A 17402-nucleotide genomic window follows, 5' to 3' on the forward strand; every position below is an offset into this window, starting at 1 on the left:
ACACCGGCGGCGTCAGTCGTTGCCGTCGCCGGCCGCGGTCGTGGCGCTGCGCCGCTCGAGGAAGCGGGGCGTCTCCTGCATCCGGCCCTGCCGCTCGGACGGGTCGCGGCCGATCTTGGGCTGGAGGTCCACCAGATCGATGAAGACGTCCGCCTGACGGCGCAGGTCATCCGCGATCAGCGGCGGCTGGGTGGAGATGGTGGAGACCACCGAGACCCGCACACCCTTGCGCTGCAGCGCCTCCACCAGCGAGCGGAAGTCGCCGTCGCCGGAGAACAGCACGATGTGGTCCACGTGCTCGGCGAGCTCCATGGCGTCCACGGCGATCTCGATGTCCATGTTGCCGCGCACGCGACGCCGGCCCTGCGCGTCCGTGAACTCGCGGGCAAGCTTGGTGACCACCGAATAGCCGTTGTAGTCCAGCCAATCGAGCAGCGGCCGGATGGAGGAATATTCCTGATCCTCGATCAGCGTCGTGTAGTAGAACGCGCGAAGGAGGTATCCGCGGCTCTGGAACTCCTTGAGGAGCCGCTTGTAGTCGATATCGAAGCCCAACGCCTTGGTCGCGGAATAAAGGTTGGCGCCATCAATGAGAAGAGCGATCTTTTCCTGGCCCTGCATACAAAGGTCCGCCGATGGAATGGGAAGGGCAGAACGGGAACGGCTGCAAACCACGTCGTCCTGTCGCCTTTCTCCGACGAAGAACCGTTCAAGGCAAGCGAAAAAGGCGCGGCGCTTGGCCGGCGGGGTTGCCCCTTTGGCCGAATTGCTGTATCGACGCCCTCTTCTCAAGGCCTGTATTCTGTGCGCATCGCGCATAAGGGAGTGACGAGCCGATGGCCCGTGTCACCGTAGAAGACTGCATCGACAAGGTGGACAACCGGTTCGAGCTGGTTCTGCTCGCCGCCCACCGCGCGCGCATGATCTCGTCCGGCCAGCAGATCACCATCGACCGGGATAACGACAAGAACCCTGTCGTCGCCCTGCGCGAGATCGCCGACGAGACCGTGAGCCCCGAGGATCTCAAGGAAGACCTCATCCACTCGCTGCAGAAGTACACCGAGGTGGATGAGCCCGAGCCCGAGGCCGTGCCGCTCATCGCGTCCAGCGACAGCTCCGGTGGCGAGGACAGCGATGTCATGCTCGACCGCATGACCGAGGAAGAGCTGCTCGCCGGCCTCCAGGGCCTCGTGCCGCCCGAGCACAACGACGACGACGAGGGCTGATCGCCGCTTCGGCGACGGACCCAGCGTTCGCGGCCGGGCACTGCCCGGCCGTTTGCGTTTTGGATCTCCGTTCGCTGGCATTTTACGGCTAAAACGATTTGCCCATCGGTTGACGGTCCCTTCCGAGGAGCCTAACGTCCGCGTCATGCTTCGTTCCGGATGCCATATGCCGGCCCACCTTCCGGCCCTTCGGCGAATTCCTCGCCCGGTCGACCCTGTCGGCCGGGTAGACTTGCGCGCCTGAGGCCTTCGACGGCCGCGGCGCGATCCTCCGCCGGGGCAGGCCCATTAAGGTGACTGCCCAGAGAATTGCGCGGCAAGGCCCGCATCAGTCCGGATCGTCCCCCATGTCCAGCCGTGAACCCGCCGCTCATCGCGACGGCTCCTCCCCTGTCCGTCCGCAACAGTCCTCGTTTCGCCTCGCCGTCGCGGCCGAGCCGGAAACCAACCTGCTGCTGCGCCTGCTGGAGCCGTTCGTGATCCACGACGTCCTGCCCAGCCGCGTCGACTGCCGGACGGACGCAGACACCCTCAGCGTCACCATCGCATTCGCCGCGGAGGAGGCCGTCGCCGTGCGCCTCAGCCAGAGGCTCGGCGTCATGGTGGGCGTCCGCACGGCGGACCTCACGACCGCCGAGCAGACGGCGCAGATGCGGGCGGCCTGACGGAAACGGCCATGCTCAACACGCTTGCGGACATTTCCGTCATCGTCCTGCCGGTGTTCGGCATGGTGCTGGTGGGCTACATCTCCGCCCGGATCGGCCTCGTCAGCGAACGGGCGACGGATGGGCTGGCGGAGTTCGTGTTCAGCCTGTCTGTGCCGGTCCTCATCTTCAAGACGCTGACCGAATCGAAGCTGCCCGAGGCCCAGCCGTGGGGCTACTGGATCGCCTATTTCGCCGGCGCCTTCTTCGTGTTCGCCATCGCCATGGTGGCGGCGGAGCGGCTGTTCGGGCGGGGGCGGCAGGAAGCGGTCATCCACGGCTTCGCCGCGGGCCAGGCCAACACTGTGTTCGTCGGCGTGCCGTTGATCCTGAAGGCCTATGGCGAAGCGGGAGCGGTGCCGCTGTTCCTGCTCATCGCCATCCACCTGCCGGTGATGCTGGTGGCCGCTACCGTGATGCTGGAGGGCAGCCACGGCTTTTCCCGCGCGACCATGATGCGGCTCGGCAAGGCGCTCGCCTTCAACCCCATTCTGCTCGGCATCTATGCCGGGGCGCTGGCCAAGGTGGTGGGCATCCAGGCCGTGGGCGTGCCGAAGCAGATGATCGACCTTCTCTCCGCCGCCGCGACGCCCTGCGCGCTCATCTCCCTCGGTCTGTCGCTGAAGCGCTACGGCATGGCGGGGGGCGATCTCCTGCCCTCGGCGCTCATCAGCTTCCTGAAGCTCATCGTCCATCCGGCGGCGGTGTTCGCGCTCACCATGGTCTTCAGCATGCCGCCGGTGTGGGCCGGCGTGGCGGTGCTGTTCGCGGCCATGCCGAGCGGCGTCAACGGCTATCTTTTGGCGCAGCGCTATGGTGTGGGGGTGGCCACCTCCACCAGCGCAGTCTCGCTCTCCACCGGGCTTGCGGTGGTCACCGTGGCGTTCTGGCTCTACATCCTCGGGGTCGGCTGAAGCGCATCGAGCCCCAGCCGCGCGCGGATGTCGTCTGGCGTCGCGCCGCAATTCCTGAGCGCCAGCAGGCTGGTGGCCGAATTGCTCTTGGAGAGTTTGTGGCCGCTGCCGTCGAGGATCAGCCGGTGGTGGTGATAGACCGGCGTCGCAAGGCCCAGCAACCGCTGCAGGAGCACGTGGACCGAGGTGGCGTGGAACAGGTCCATGCCGCGGATGACGCGGGTGATCCCCTGCAGCGCGTCGTCCACCACCACTGACAGGTGATAGGACGTCGGCACGTCCCGCCGCGCCAGCACCACGTCGCCCCACTGTGCGGGATCGGCCGGCGCCGGGGCGGCCGGGCCTTCCGGCAGATCCCGGGCTTCGGGCCAGAAGAGCGGCCCACTGCCGATAGCCGTGAGCGCTGCTTCCATGTCCAGCCGCAGCACATAAGGCTCGCCCGCCGCCCGCCGCTGTGCGCGCTCCCCGTCGGACAGCCCTGAGCGCTGGAAGGGATAGAGCGGCGCTCCATCCGGATCCCGCGGGGCCGCGCGTCCGAGCTTCGCCTCGCTTTCGATCACGGCGCGCGCGATGTCGGAGCGGCTCTCGAAGGCGGGATAGACGAGGCCCATGGCCTCCAGCCGCGCCATTGCTTCGGCATAATCCGCGAAGTGCTCGGACTGGCGCCGCGGCGGTGCGGCGGGCACGATGCCGAGCCAGGCGAGGTCATCGAGGACGCCCTGTTCGAATTCGGGTCGACAGCGGGTGGTGTCGATGTCCTCCATGCGCAGCAGGAAGGTGCCGCCCGTGCGGGCCGCCGCCTCGGCATTCACCAGCGCCGAAAAGGCGTGGCCGAGATGCAGCCGGCCGTTGGGGCTCGGTGCGAAGCGGCAGACGAAGGGAAGGGGAGGCTGGGGCATGGCGTCCGCTATTAGAGCGATATCCCGGTGTGACAGACAAGCCTGTGGGTTTGCGGAATGAAGGAGCCGCTGCTCACCGACCAGGGCGTGTTCGACCGCGCCTTCGCGCAACTGCTGGAGCTTGATGATCGCCTCGTTCCTGTGGCGGAGGTGGCCGGGCGCCCGGCCCTGCGCCGCCGGCCGCCCGGATTTGCCGGCCTGTGCGCGGTGGTGATCGCGCAGCAATTGTCGGTGGCCTCGGCACGGGCCATCTCCGCCCGGTTCGAGGCCGCGATGGGCGGGACGCCCACGGTGGAGGCCATGCTGGCCGCGCCGGTGGAGACATTGCGCGGGGCCGGCCTGTCCGCACCGAAGATCCGCACCCTCACCGGCATCGCCCGCGCTCTGGCGGAAGGCGAGGTGGACCTTGAGGCCGTGGCGCGCATGGAGGCGGATGCCGCGGCTGAGGTGATGACGCGGCTGCCCGGCATCGGGCTTTGGACCGCCGACATCTATCTTCTGTTCTGTCTCGGTCGCGCCGATGCCTTTCCCCACGGCGACCTCGCGCTCCAGGTGGCGATGGGCGATGCGTTCGAGCTGGGCGGCCGCTGCACGCCCCTCGGCCTGCGCGCCATCGCCGAGGATTGGCGGCCGCTGCGTGGCGTGGCGGCTCATCTGCTGTGGGCGTATTATGGTGCGCGGCGCGCCCGCCTCGGCGCCCCGGCCTGAGAAGAGCGTGCCCATGTCCTTTCCCCTCGACGGCGTTTCCCTCGACGAGCCCATTCTCGACGGCCCGCGCCTGCGCCCGCGCCACGGCGGCGCGCCTGACAGCCTCGTCGTGCTGCTGCACGGCTATGGCGCGGACGGGCGCGACCTCATCGACCTCGGCAACGCCTGGGCCGACCTCCTGCCGGGAACGGCTTTCATCTCGCCCCACGCCCCCGACCCCTGCGGGGAGGCGCCGGTGGGGCGGCAGTGGTTCCCGCTGAGCTTCCGTGATCCCCACGAACTGGCCCGCGGTGCCGAGGCTGCGGCGCCCGTGCTGGCGGCGTTCCTGGAAGTTGAACTGGCGAAATACGATCTGCCGCCGTCGCGGCTGGCGCTGGTCGGTTTCAGCCAGGGCGCGATGATGGCGCTGAAGATCGCGACCACCGCCGCCGTGGCACCGGCCGCCGTTGTCTCCTATTCGGGTCTGTGGGTGGAGGCGGCGGGTGGGGTGCCGCGCGACCTGCAACTCCGCACGCGCCCGCCCATCCTTCTGGTGCACGGCACGGAGGACGAGGTGATACCGGCCCAGGCCCTGTTTGCCTCCGCCCGCGGCCTCGCCGATGCCGGCGTGCCGGTGGAGTGGCACCTCAGTCAGGGGCTCGGGCACGGCATCGACGATGGCGGCCTCGCCCATGGCGGTGCCTTCCTCGCCGAGTTCCTCGCAGCGAAGCCGCGCTGAGACGGTAACGGAAGCACGCGCGGTGGTGGCGCGAGTAAATGCCCGGAAATGGCCGTGGTTTGGCCTCGGCTTCACAACAGTGACACGGAGCATATAGAGTATCCGCCGCGTACCGGGATCGTCAGGCGCGATTCGGGTGCGAAGACGAGGAGTTCGGTCCTTGACCACTGCTTTGTCACCAGGTGCCTGGCCAGCGCTCGTGCTCAACGCGGACTACCGCCCGTTGAGCTATTACCCGCTGTCGGTCTGGAGTTGGCAGGATGCCATCAAGGCGGTCTTTCTCGACCGGGTGAACATCGTCGAATATTACGACAAGGCGGTGCGAAGTCCGGGCTTTGAAATCCGGCTGCCCAGCGTCGTTTCACTGCGCACCTTCGTGAAGCCGACCCGGCAGCCCGCCTTCACCCGCTTCAACGTCTTCCTGCGCGACCGCTTCTCCTGCCAATATTGTGGCTCCCGCGAGGATCTCACCTTCGACCACGTGATCCCACGCTCGAAGGGAGGGCAGACGACCTGGGAGAACGTGGTCGCGGCCTGCTCCCCGTGCAATCTGCGCAAGGGCGGCCATATGCCGGCGGATGCGGGGATGTGGCCCGCGCAGACGCCCTTCCAGCCGTCCGTCCACGATCTCCATCAGAACGGCCGGCACTTCCCGCCGAACTACCTGCATGAGAGCTGGCTGGATTATCTCTACTGGGATACCGAGCTCGATCCCTAGGCGATATCGCCTTGCCCCTCACATCAGCGCGCCTGACTGAGATACCGCGAACGCGGATACGGCCATGCCGAAACCCGCGCCGGGCAGCTGGGCGCTCCGTCCACGGCCGGCGGAGACGATGCCACTCCGCCGGGTCTTCCGCGCGGTCAGGCCGCCTGCCGTGCCGCCTTGTTGCCGGCGAACAGCACCGGATCCACCTGGCGCAACCAGACCAGCGTGCGAGCGACGCCCTCGTCGAAGGAGACCTGGAGCGGGTTTGCCACCCCGTTGATGGGCCCGAAGTCGGTCGGGCCGGGGGTGGTCATGCGGAAATAGCGGCCCATGTCGTAAGGGGCCGGCAGTCCCGCAGCGCGCATGGCCGAGCCGATGGCGCCCAGTGCCCAGAGCCCTTCCGTGCGCAGGCGCTTGGCCGGGCGTCCGGTGAGCGGCACGCAGAAGGCATCGGCCCAGGCGCCGTACTCGATCATGCCGTCGCCGAGATAATAGACGGTGTGGGACAGGTTCGGGCGCGGCGCCTCCAGCAGCTTGAGCATCTGCCAGGCGGTGTTGGTGACATAGCCGTAGCCGCGCATAAGCGGCTTGGCCGTCGCCGGGTGGCGATAGCGCCCCTCGGCCATGCGGCGCCAGATCTGCTGGGCGAAGGACGGATGGCCGGGACCCCAGATCACGGTCGGACGGGCGATGATCCAATCGCCGACCTTGCTCGCACGCACCAGCCGCTCGGTCTCGGTCTTCGCCTCGCCGTAGACGGTGTAGGGCACGTAGTCGGTTTCCGACTTCGGCACCACGCCGGGGCGCACCACATACTGGGTGGACGTGTGCAGGAAGCGCTTGAGGCCGGGCAGGGCCTCGGCCGCGGCCAGCACGTTGCGGGTGCCGTCGATGGTGGTCTTGAATTCGTGCAGGTGCTTGATGTTGACGTCGATGTCGCTGGCGAGGTGAGCGATGTGGCTCGGCTGAGCCTCCAGGACCGCGCGGCGGACCGCGTCCGCGTCGCGCACGTCGAGCTGGCGCCACATCGGCTTCTGTGAGGCGGCAACGGGCGGCTTGATGTCGAGGTTGACGATCTCGAAGCCAGCCTCGCCGGCGAGGCGTGCCAGTTCAGACCCGATGAACCCGGATCCACCCGTAATTAGCAGACGGCGATCATTCGACATCGCAATGAACTCCAACCGGATATTTCGGGAGACGGGGCCTCAGGCGACCGGCCTGCGCTTGCGGATTTCGCGGGCCGGGTTGCCGCCGTAGACGGTCCAGGCGGCGAGCGACTTGAAGGCGACGCCCCGCCCGCCGAGAACCGCGCCTTCCTCCATGGTGACCCCCGGTCCGACGAAGGCGTCGGAGGCGACCCAGGCGTGGCGGCGGATCAGGATCGGGCGCGTGATGAGCTGGAAGTCGGGATCGTCGATGTCGTGGGAGCCGGTGCACAGGTGGCAGCGCTGGGCCACGTTGGCGAACTCCTCAAGCTCCACCTTGTCCTGAGTGTAGACGAGGGTGCCCCAGCCGATGACGGAGTGCCGCCCCATGGTGAGGTTGGGCGGATACCAGACCTTGGTCGAGCCGTAGATGCGCGCGCCCGGCGCGATCTTGGCGCCGAACAGCCGCAGCAGGAAACGACGCCAGGCATGGAGCGGTGGCGGCGTCCACGAGGCCAGAAGGAGCCACGTCACATTCCATACCGCCCGGTGGATGCGGTGCGAGAGCGAGAAGCTCGGTTTGCCGAAGACCGACGACGACTGCTTCGCATCAAGAATCGACATGGCGGGGAAATCTTCCGACAGGGAGCCAATCTCGGGTGCCGCGGCTTTGCCGCGCATTACGGCGTCACGGATATCGAGGCGGAGCCTGAGGCGCTGCTGATCGTTTCGAAGCGACGTCGATCATCCTGAGACGATCCGCCGACGACACGTGACAAGGAGGGCCGGCGCCGAAACCGGCGCTCACGATCCTCGGTTCCTGCGGACGCCAAGGCAGCTCACCTCATTCAAACGTATGAGATGAGATACCATTTTTGCGCTGCACAGCAAATCCTTTTGCAGTGCCCACGCTGCCGCAGGCGCGGCCCCGCTCCAGGTTGCGCGCCGTCAGCCGACGGCGATCTCCTTGCCGCTCGCGCCCCATTCGGTCCACGAGCCGTCATAGAGGGCGAGGGGCTGCTTTCCGACCATTTCCAGCGCCACCCAGAGGATGGCGGCGGAGACGCCGGAGCCGCACGAGGTGATGACCGGGCGGGCGAGATCGAGGCCGGAGCCGTCGATGGCCTTGCGCAGTTCGGCCGGCGGCACGAGGCGTCCGTCCTTCACGAGCAGGCCGTGCGGCAGGTTGAAGCTTCCCGGCATGTGCCCGGAGGGCAGGCCCTCGCGCGGCTCCGGCGCCTCGCCGCGGAAGCGGGTGTCCTGGCGGGCGTCGAGCACCTGCGCCGAACCGGTCTTGAGTGCCTGGTCGACCCGCTCGATGTCGGCGACGAGGGAATGGTCGAAGCGCGGGGTGAAGCTCGCCGGCAGGCGGCGCACCGGGCCATCCTCCAGCGGGCGGCCTTCGGCCTTCCACTTGGGCAGGCCGCCATCCAGCAGCTTCACGTCGCCCGCGCCGAAGGCGCGGAAGGTCCACCACACGCGCGGCGCGGAGAACAGGCCGACGGAATCATAGACCACGATGCGCAGGCCATCGCCGATGCCCAGCGCCCCCACGGCCACCGCGAAGCTGTGCGCGTCCGGCAGCATGTGGGGCAGGGGGGTGGAGTGGTCGGCGATGGTGTCGATGTCGAAATGCACCGCGCCGGGAATGTGCTCGGCGAGATATTCCTTCGCCCCGCTGCGGCCCGAGGCCGGCATGTGCCAGGAGGCGTCCACCACCACGAGGTCCGGCGCACCGAGATTGGCCGCGAGCCATTCGGTGGAGACGAACGGGCTCTCAGGTGTGTCCACCGGCAGGGTAGTCTCGGACGCAGTGCTCATGACGATCTCGCTCGCGTTCGGGCGGGGGCGCGGTTTCCTCGGCTGGAACGTGCCCCGCGTCAAGCCATCAGACGAGGACGTTCGGCACCTCGGCCTTGCGTTCCAGCCATTCGGGCACCGGCAGGTTCTTGGAGCGCAGGAACTCGGGGTTGAACAGCTTCGACTGGTAGCGCGTGCCGTAGTCGCAGAGGATGGTCACGATGGTGTGGCCCGGCCCCAGCTCCTTCGCGAGGCGGATGGCGCCGGCGACGTTCACGCCCGACGAGCCGCCGAGGCACAGGCCCTCGTGCTCCAGCAGGTCGAACACCACGGGCAACGCCTCCTCGTCCGGGATCTGGAAGGCGGCATCCACCGGCGCGTCGACTAGGTTGGCGGTGATGCGCCCCTGCCCGATGCCCTCGGTGATGGAGGAGCCCTCGGCCTTCAGTTCGCCGGTGGTGTAGTAAGAATAGAGCGCGGCGCCCATGGGATCGGCGAGGCCGATCTTGATGTCCTTGTTGCGGGCCTTCAGCGCCATGCCGATGCCGGCCAGCGTGCCGCCGGTGCCGACGGCGCAGATGAAGCCGTCTACCTTGCCCTGCGTCTGCTCCCAGATTTCCGGGCCGGTGGTGTCGATATGGGCCTGCCGGTTGGCCACGTTGTCGAACTGGTTGGCCCATATGGCACCGTTGGGCTCGGTCTTGGCCAGCGCCTCGGCGAGGCGGCCGGAGACCTTCACGTAATTGTTCGGGTTGGCGTAGGCCACGGCCGGCACTTCCACCAGCGTGGCGCCGGCGAGCCGCAGCATGTCCTTCTTTTCCTGGGACTGGGTCTCGGGAATGACGATCACGGTGCGGAAGCCGAGCGGCGCGGCCACCAGGGCGAGGCCGATGCCCGTATTGCCGGCCGTGCCTTCCACGATCACCCCGCCGGGCTTCAGCTCGCCGCGGGCCACCGCATCCTGGATGATGCCGAGCGCCGCGCGGTCCTTCACCGACTGGCCGGGATTGAGGAACTCCGCCTTGCCGAGGATGTCGCAGCCGGTCTCCTCGGAGGCCCGTTTCAGACGGATAAGGGGTGTGTTTCCGATGGAGTCCACAAGGCCGTTACGGATCATGGAAGAAATACCTTCATCGCAATGTGAAATTTAATGGGCCTTATGCTGCCTCGGCGCGCGTCTCCCCTCAATAGCGGCGTTGCAAGGCCGGCGCAAACGCATGGGATTGCGCCGGGACGAGGCGTCAGCGGGCAGCCGTGCGCGCTTCGGCGGGGGCCGCGTGCCGCAGATGCTCGAAGGCCCGCAGGGCGCGGTCGCGGGCGGCGGCGTGGTCCACGAGGGGCTTGGGATAGGTGTGGCCCAGCCTGATGCCTGCGGCGGCGAGGGTATCCTGCGGGGCGGTCCACGGGTGGTGGATGAGCTTGGCCGGCAGGCGCTTCAGCTCGGGCACATAGGTGCGCACATAGGTGCCCTCGGGATCAAACTTCTCGCCCTGCATCACCGGATTGAAGATGCGGAAGTAGGGCGCGGCGTCGAGGCCGGAGCCGGCCACCCATTGCCAGGACGCGGCATTGTTGGCGGCGTCCGCATCCACCAGCGTGTCCCAGAACCAGTCCTCCCCCGAGCGCCAGTCGATGAGCAGGTGCTTGGCGAGGAAGGAGGCCACCACCATCCGCACCCGGTTGTGCATCCAGCCCGTCTGCCAGAGCTGGCGCATGCCCGCGTCCACCAGCGGATAGCCGGTGAGGCCGCGCCGCCACGCCTTCAATTCGCCGGAGCACTCCCGCCAGGGGAAGGCGTCGAAGCTGGGCTGGATATTGCGCCGGGCGATGTCCGGCTCCTCGGCGAGGAGATGGTAGGAAAACTCCCGCCAGTAGAGTTCGGCCTCGAACTTGGCCGCGTCGCTGGCGGGCACATCGCCCGCGTCCACCGCGTGGCGGACGGCGAAGAGGATTTGCCGCGGGGATATCTCGCCGAACCGCAGGTGCGGCGAGAGCCGGGAGACGTGATCGAGGTCCGGCCGGTCGCGGCCGACGGCGTAGCCCTTCAGGCCCTCGGCGATAAAGGCCGACAGGCGCGCGCGCGCTGCCGCCTCCCCGACACTCCAGTCGGCCCGCAGGCCGCCGGCCCAGTCGGGCTTTTCCGGCTCCAGCGCGAAGCTCTCCAGCGTGTCGCCATCCGGCGCACGGGTGACGCCCTTGAGGCGCTTCGGGGCGGGAAGGGGCGGGGAGAGATCGCGCTCGCGCAGGGCCGCGCGATGGAAAGAGGAGAAGGTGCGCGGCATGCGCCCCGATCCGCCCAGCACCGTTCCGGGTGGATGCAGCAGGTGGGCGCAGAAGCGCAGCACGCGGCGATCCTCGGCGTTGAGCCGGGCGGTGATGGCGCGGTCCAGCTTGCCCTCGGCCTCGCCCGCCCGGTCGTTGAAGGCGACGGTGGCGGCGCCCAGCGCGGCCGCCACCTCCGGCACGATGCGGGTGGCCGGCCCCTGCCGCAGGATCAGGGGAATGCCATGATGGGAGAGGTCGGCCCTGAGCGCCCGCAGGGATTGGGCGAGCCACCAGCGGGCGGCGCCGCCGAGCGGGCGGATGTGCGGGCTGTCCTCATCCAGGACATAGAGCGCAGCGATGGGCGCGCCGGCCTCGGCGAGGGCGTTCAGCGCCGGGTTATCGGCGAGGCGCAGATCGTCGCGGAACCACAGGAGGGATGGAGCGGCTGTCATGACGCACCTTCCTACGCGGACGGGACCCGGGAGGTTCACTCCCTTTTCCCGTCCGGCGCAAGTGGCGTGCGACGTGCGGCGCGTCAGGCCCTCAGTGGTCCATGTTCACGTCGCGGGTTTCCTTGCCGATGAGCAGGGCTGTGAGCGTGAGCAGCGCCATGACCGAGAGATAGACGCCAACCCAGAACGGGCTGCCGCCGCCATAGCTCCACAGCGCCACCGCGATGAACGGGGCCACCGCCGCGCCGAGGATGGACGAGACATTGTAGGAAATGCCCGAGCCCGTGTAGCGCACGTTGGCCGGGAACAGCTCCGGCAGCAGCGCGCCCATGGGGCCGAAGGTGAGGCCCATCAGCGTGAAGCCGATGATGAGCCACGCCATCACGCCCACCGGGCCGGCGGAGAGGATCGGCACCCACAAAAGGCCGAACAGCACGATGGCGGCGGTGATGCCGATCAGCGTGCGGCGGCGGCCCCAGCGGTCGGCCCAGGGGCCGGACACCAAGGTGAAGATGCCGAAGAACACCACGCCGCCGATCATCATCAGCACGAAGGTGCGGTAGTCATAGCCGAGCCCCGGCACCGCCGCCGTGGTCGGGGCTCGGCCGTAGCTGAGCGAGAAGGTGGTCATCAGGTAGAACAGCACGTAGGTCGCGAGCATGTAGAAGGTGCCGAGGATCAGCTCGCGCCAGTGGGTCTTGAACGCTGCGGCCAGCGGCAGCTTCTGGATGCGGCCGTGCTCGAGCGCCTTGGCGAAGGCCGGGCTCTCCACCAGCGACATGCGCACCCACAGGCCCACGATCACCATCACCGCCGAGAACAGGAAGGGCAGGCGCCAACCCCAGGACAGGAAGGCGTCGGACGGGCGGGAGGGATCGCTCGACGGCATGAGCGCCGCGATGGCGAGGAACAGGCCGTTGGCGATGATGAAGCCGATGGGCGCACCGAGCTGGGGGAAGGTGCCGTAGACGGCGCGCTTGCCGGCCGGCGCATTCTCGGTGGCGACCAGCGCCGCGCCGCTCCACTCGCCACCCAGCGCGAAGCCCTGCGCAAGGCGCAGGATCACCAGAAGCAGGGGCGCGAACCAGCCGGCCGTCTGGAAGGTGGGCAGCAGGCCGATGAGGAAGGTAGCTATGCCCATGGTGAGCAGCGCGCCCACCAGAGTGATCTTGCGGCCCTTCTTGTCGCCGAGGTGGCCGAAGAAGATGGCGCCCAGCGGACGCGCCACCATGGCCGCGCCGAAGATGGCGAACGAGGCGAGGAGCGCCGTCGTGTCATTGCCGGCCGGGAAGAACAGGTGCGGAAACACCAGCACCGCCGCCGTGGCATAGACGTAAAAGTCGTAGAACTCGATGGTGGTGCCGATCAGGCTCGCGAGGATGACGCGGGAGCGGGGATTGGCTGCTGGCGCCGCGTCTGCGGCGAAGGTGGTGGACATGCCGGTACTTTCCAACTGCGCCCCGTAAAGGCCGGGAGCCGTTGGCGGCGGCTGAAGGGTCCGGCAATTTTCTGTCGCGACGGCAGGGGGCAGAGAAGGCCGGCGCGCAGGCTGTTTGCGGGTTCTGATAGTTTATTGCGTCCACCTTCGCCAGTGCTGGCGTCCTGAGCCGGCGAGAGGCCGCCCTGCGGGCAGCGCATGGCGGATCGGCGCCGATCGTCCCCATCCCCGACCGCAAGCTGTGGATGACGGTGATGACTTCTCCGCTCCCGCCACCGGGCTCGCGTCTGTCACGGGCACGTGAAAATCGAGCCGGCGCAAGGCTCGTTAGGAATTTGATAACCTGCGGGTAGGCACCATATATAGTAGGAAGAGGGGTTGGATGGCCCCAATTGGTGGCAAAGAGGGGTTTGACCGGCAGGCCAGACTCGCACTAGCGTTCGGTCCTCGGCAGCCGGCATCCCACGGGTACGTATCGGTGAATGCTGGCGGGCCTCCCGGAACCCGCGAATTTCCAACCCGCCTGGCGCGGCGCGCTGCGCCATGCCCGTCGGTTTGTCACGTCCGCCATATTCGTCCTGTAGAATGATCGGCCCGAGCGGGGCCGAGCCGAAGGAGCACCGGTCATGCGCGTCGAACGCCGCTACACGCAAGAGGGTCGTTCCCCTTACGCGGACATTCCGTTCCGCGAGACCGTGAGCGAGATCCGCAACCCCGACGGCTCCGTGGTCTTCCGCCAGGAGGGCATCGAGGTGCCTGCGCAGTTCTCGCAGGTCGCGTCCGATATCCTCGCCCAGAAATATTTCCGCAAGGCCGGTGTGCCCGCGCGCCTGAAGAAGGTGGAGGAGAATTCCATCCCCTCCTTCCTGTGGCGTTCCGTGGCCGACCACGAGGCGCTTGCCGGCCTGCCCGAGAAGGAGCGCCTTGTCGGCGAGACCTCGGCCAAGCAGGTGTTCGATCGTCTGGCCGGCACCTGGACCTACTGGGGCTGGAAGGGTGGCTATTTCGACAGCGAGGCCGACGCGCAGGCCTTCTTCGATGAGCATTGCTACATGCTCGCCATGCAGATGGCCGCGCCCAACTCGCCGCAGTGGTTCAACACCGGCCTGTTCTGGGCCTACGGCATCGATGGGCCGGGGCAGGGCCACTATTATGTGGATTACCAGACCGGCGAGCTGACGGCCTCCACCTCGGCCTATGAGCATCCCCAGCCGCATGCCTGCTTCATCCAGTCTGTCAGCGACGATCTGGTGAGTGACGGCGGCATCATGGACCTGTGGGTGCGCGAGGCGCGCCTGTTCAAGTACGGCTCCGGCACCGGCTCCAACTTCTCCGCGCTGCGCGGCGAGGGCGAGAAGCTGTCCGGCGGCGGCCGCTCGTCCGGCCTCATGAGCTTCCTCAAGATCGGCGACCGCGCGGCGGGCGCCATCAAGTCCGGCGGCACCACCCGCCGCGCCGCCAAGATGGTGGTGGTCGATGCCGACCATCCGGATATCGAGGCCTATGTGGACTGGAAGGTGATCGAGGAGCAGAAGGTCGCCTCCCTCGTCACCGGCTCCAAGCTCAATGCCAAGCACCTCAAGGCCGTGCTCAAGGCCTGCGTGAACTGCGAGGGCAATGGCGACGACTGCTTCGACCCGGAGAAGAACCCGGCCCTCAAGCGCGAGATCAAGGCCGCCCGCAAGGCGGCGGTGGCCGACGCTGCCATCCGCCGGGTGATCCAGTATGCCCGCCAGGGCTACAAGGACATCGATGTCGCCATCTACGACACCGATTGGGACGGTGAGGCGTACATCACCGTCGCCGGCCAGAACTCCAACAATTCCGTCCGCGTCACCGACGACTTCCTGCGCGCCGTCGAGGCCGACGAGGACTGGAAGCTCATCCGCCGCACCGACGGCAAGGTGGCGAAGACCATCAAGGCCCGCGAGCTGTGGGAGAAGATCGGCTCGGCCGCGTGGCACTGCGCCGATCCCGGCATCCAATTCCACACCGCGGTGAACGACTGGCACACCTGCCCGGCGGCCGGCGAAATCCGCGCCTCCAACCCGTGCTCGGAATACATGTTCCTCGACGACACGGCCTGCAACCTCGCCTCGCTGAACCTGCTGCAGTTCCGCGACGCCGAGAAGCGGTTCGACGTCGAGAGCTACGAGCACGCCGTGCGGCTGTGGACCGTGGTGCTGGAAATCTCCGTGCTGATGGCGCAGTTCCCCTCGCGCCGCATCGCCGAGCTCTCCTACGAGTACCGCACGCTGGGCCTCGGCTATGCCAATATCGGCGGCCTGCTCATGTCGAGCGGCATTCCCTATGACTCGCCGCAGGGCCGTGCCATCTGCGGCGCGCTCTCGGCCATCATGACCGGCGTCTGCTACGCCACCTCCGCCGAGATGGCGAAGGAGCTGGGCACGTTCGCGGCCTATTCGGCCAATGCCCAGTCCATGCTGCGGGTGATCCGCAACCACCGCCGCGCCGCCCACGGCATCGCCGAGGGTTATGAGGGCCTCTCCATCGCCCCGGTGCCGCTCGATCACCTGTCCTGCCCGGACACCCGCCTCGTCGCCCATGCCACCGCGGCCTGGGACAAGGCGCTGGAGCTGGGCGAGAAGCACGGCTACCGCAACGCGCAGGTCTCGGTGATCGCCCCCACCGGCACCATCGGCCTGGTGATGGACTGCGACACCACCGGCATCGAGCCCGACTTCGCGCTGGTGAAGTTCAAGAAGCTGGCCGGCGGCGGCTACTTCAAGATCATCAATCGCGCCGTGCCCGAGGCGCTGCGCACCCTCGGCTACAAGGAAGCCGAGATCGCCGAGATCGAGGCCTATGCGGTGGGCCACGGCTCGCTCGCCAACGCGCCGGCCATCAACCATGGTTCTCTGCGGGCCAAGGGCTTCGACGACGCGGCCATCGCCAAGGCCGAGGCCGCGGTGAAGACCGCGTTCGACATCAAGTTCGCCTTCAACCGCTGGACGTTCGGTGAGGAATTCCTCGCCAACAGCCTGAAGGTGCCGGCGGCCCAGCTTGCCGACCCGAAGTTCGACCTGCTCGCCTTCCTCGGCTTCTCCAAGGCCGATATCGACGCCGCCAATGTGCATGTCTGCGGGGCGATGACGCTGGAGGGCGCGCCCTTCCTTAAGGCCCAGCACCTGCCGGTGTTCGACTGCGCCTCCCCGTGCGGCCGCATCGGCAAGCGTTACCTCTCGGTGGAGAGCCACATCCGCATGATGGCGGCGGCGCAGCCCTTCATCACGGGCGCTATCTCCAAGACCATCAACATGCCCAACGACGCCAGCGTCGAGGATTGCAAGGCGGCCTACCTGCTCTCCTGGCGCCTCGCGCTGAAGGCGAACGCGCTCTATCGCGACGGCTCCAAGCTGTCCCAGCCGCTCAATGCCCAGCTGGTGGCGGACGACGAGGAGGAGGACGACGCGCTGGACGCCGTGCTCGCCCAGCCCAACGCGGCCCGCACCGCGTCGGTCACCGAGAAGATCGTCGAACGGGTTGTGGAGCGCATCGTCGAGCACCGCGTGCGCGAGCGGGAGAAGATGCCCGACCGCCGCAAGGGCTACACCCAGAAGGCGGTGGTGGGTGGCCACAAGGTCTATCTGCGCACCGGCGAATATGATGACGGCCGCCTCGGCGAGATCTTCATCGACATGCACAAGGAGGGCGCAGCGCTCCGCTCGCTCCTCAACAACTTCGCCATCGCCATCTCGCTCGGCCTCCAGTACGGCGTGCCGCTCGATGAATATGTGGACGCCTTCACCTTCACCCGCTTCGAGCCAGCCGGCCCGGTGCAGGGCAACGACACCATCAAGTACGCCACTTCCATGCTCGACTACGTGTTCCGCGAGCTGGCGGTGAGCTATCTCGGCCGCAACGATCTCGGCCACGTGGACCTCTCCGAGACCGGCTTCGACGCCCTCGGCAAGGGCGTGGACGAGGGCAAGGCGCCGACCAATCCGTCGGCCCGCATCGTCTCCAAGGGTCTTGTGCGCGGCAAGACGGTCAACCTGCTGGTGTCCCAGCCGGTGGCCCCCGAGCCGCGTTCGGGCACCGACAACGTGACCATGCTCCGTGCGACCACCGTCGGCGCGACCGCGCTGAAGACCGACACCGCTGAACTCGCCGAGGCCTCGCCCGAGGTGGAGCATCTGGAAGCGGCGGTGGAGAGCCTGATGGAGAAGTCGCTCCCTTGGTCCGCCACCGCCCGCAAGGCCGAAGCCCGCGCCGAGGCCAAGGCCAAGGGCTATGAGGGTGAAGCCTGCCCCGAGTGCATGAACTTCACCATGGTGCGCAACGGCACCTGCCTGAAGTGCGATACCTGCGGCGGGACGACCGGCTGCAGCTGAGGGGGTTCGCTTCTTCGGTAAAAACAATGCCCGGGACCACGGTCCCGGGCATTTTGCGTTTTGGGCCGG

Annotated in this window: 15 protein-coding genes; 7 read left to right on the forward strand and 8 right to left on the reverse strand. The window is 67.8% G+C overall.

Features of this window, described 5'->3' with window-relative positions:
* Nucleotides 1-12: 12 nt before the first annotated feature.
* Nucleotides 13-621, reverse strand: a complete 609-nt coding sequence (locus A37E_RS0119585) for an NYN domain-containing protein (protein WP_029558161.1) — start codon at nt 619-621, stop codon at nt 13-15.
* A gap of 215 nt (nt 622-836) precedes the next feature.
* Here A37E_RS0119585 and rpoZ point away from each other — a divergent pair, with 215 nt between their 5' ends.
* The 3 genes from rpoZ to A37E_RS0119600 all read left to right on the forward strand — a co-directional run bounded on the left by rpoZ (nt 837) and on the right by A37E_RS0119600 (nt 2844).
* Nucleotides 837-1226 (forward strand): DNA-directed RNA polymerase subunit omega, encoded by a 390-nt coding sequence (gene rpoZ, locus A37E_RS0119590; RefSeq protein ID WP_024279425.1) that lies wholly within the window; start codon nt 837-839, stop codon nt 1224-1226.
* A 347-nt stretch (nt 1227-1573) separates the two neighbouring features.
* Nucleotides 1574-1891 carry a hypothetical protein gene (locus A37E_RS0119595; RefSeq protein WP_051679194.1) on the forward strand — a complete coding sequence of 106 codons (318 nt, stop codon included), beginning with the start codon at nt 1574-1576 and terminating at the stop codon, nt 1889-1891.
* Nucleotides 1892-1902: 11 nt separating this feature from the next.
* Nucleotides 1903-2844, forward strand: coding sequence for an AEC family transporter (locus A37E_RS0119600; protein ID WP_029558164.1), 942 nt, complete (start codon nt 1903-1905; stop codon nt 2842-2844).
* Here A37E_RS0119600 and gluQRS read toward each other — a convergent pair.
* The gene (gluQRS, locus tag A37E_RS0119605; RefSeq protein WP_029558165.1) at nt 2823-3743 is read right to left on the reverse strand and encodes a tRNA glutamyl-Q(34) synthetase GluQRS; all 921 of its coding nucleotides are present in this window, start codon (nt 3741-3743) and stop codon (nt 2823-2825) included. The genes A37E_RS0119600 and gluQRS overlap by 22 nt on opposite strands.
* Before the next feature lie 57 nt (nt 3744-3800).
* Here gluQRS and A37E_RS0119610 point away from each other — a divergent pair, with 57 nt between their 5' ends.
* The 3 genes from A37E_RS0119610 to A37E_RS0119620 all read left to right on the forward strand — a co-directional run bounded on the left by A37E_RS0119610 (nt 3801) and on the right by A37E_RS0119620 (nt 5887).
* Entirely contained in the window at nt 3801-4451 is a 651-nt protein-coding gene (locus tag A37E_RS0119610; protein WP_038193417.1) for a DNA-3-methyladenine glycosylase, read from the forward strand.
* 13 nt (nt 4452-4464) lie between these two features.
* Nucleotides 4465-5169, forward strand: a complete 705-nt coding sequence (locus tag A37E_RS0119615) for a prolyl oligopeptidase family serine peptidase (protein ID WP_051679464.1) — start codon at nt 4465-4467, stop codon at nt 5167-5169.
* 160 nt (nt 5170-5329) lie between these two features.
* A complete protein-coding gene (locus A37E_RS0119620; protein ID WP_081837692.1) occupies nt 5330-5887 on the forward strand; it encodes an HNH endonuclease in 558 nt (185 codons plus the stop codon).
* Nucleotides 5888-6033: 146 nt separating this feature from the next.
* On the opposite strand, the gene A37E_RS0119625 is transcribed toward A37E_RS0119620, so the two are convergent.
* From A37E_RS0119625 to A37E_RS0119650, 6 genes are all read right to left on the reverse strand, one after another.
* Nucleotides 6034-7044, reverse strand: coding sequence for an NAD(P)-dependent oxidoreductase (locus tag A37E_RS0119625; protein WP_156026387.1), 1011 nt, complete (start codon nt 7042-7044; stop codon nt 6034-6036).
* 39 nt (nt 7045-7083) lie between these two features.
* Nucleotides 7084-7647 carry an acetyltransferase gene (locus A37E_RS0119630; RefSeq protein WP_038194763.1) on the reverse strand — a complete coding sequence of 188 codons (564 nt, stop codon included), beginning with the start codon at nt 7645-7647 and terminating at the stop codon, nt 7084-7086.
* Between the two features lie 324 nt (nt 7648-7971).
* Entirely contained in the window at nt 7972-8844 is an 873-nt protein-coding gene (sseA, locus tag A37E_RS0119635) for a 3-mercaptopyruvate sulfurtransferase (protein ID WP_051679195.1), read from the reverse strand.
* Between the two features lie 67 nt (nt 8845-8911).
* Nucleotides 8912-9940 (reverse strand): cysteine synthase A, encoded by a 1029-nt coding sequence (locus A37E_RS0119640; RefSeq protein ID WP_029558173.1) that lies wholly within the window; start codon nt 9938-9940, stop codon nt 8912-8914.
* 124 nt (nt 9941-10064) lie between these two features.
* Nucleotides 10065-11540, reverse strand: coding sequence for a deoxyribodipyrimidine photo-lyase (locus tag A37E_RS0119645; RefSeq protein ID WP_029558174.1), 1476 nt, complete (start codon nt 11538-11540; stop codon nt 10065-10067).
* A gap of 91 nt (nt 11541-11631) precedes the next feature.
* Nucleotides 11632-12978, reverse strand: coding sequence for an MFS transporter (locus tag A37E_RS0119650; protein ID WP_029558175.1), 1347 nt, complete (start codon nt 12976-12978; stop codon nt 11632-11634).
* Between the two features lie 626 nt (nt 12979-13604).
* Between A37E_RS0119650 and A37E_RS0119655 the strand changes: the two genes are divergently transcribed.
* Nucleotides 13605-17333, forward strand: a complete 3729-nt coding sequence (locus A37E_RS0119655; RefSeq protein ID WP_029558176.1) for a vitamin B12-dependent ribonucleotide reductase — start codon at nt 13605-13607, stop codon at nt 17331-17333.
* The last annotated feature ends 69 nt before the right edge of the window (nt 17334-17402 follow it).

This window comes from Xanthobacter sp. 91, from assembly GCF_000702385.1.
Classification (GTDB): domain Bacteria; phylum Pseudomonadota; class Alphaproteobacteria; order Rhizobiales; family Xanthobacteraceae; genus Xanthobacter; species Xanthobacter aminoxidans.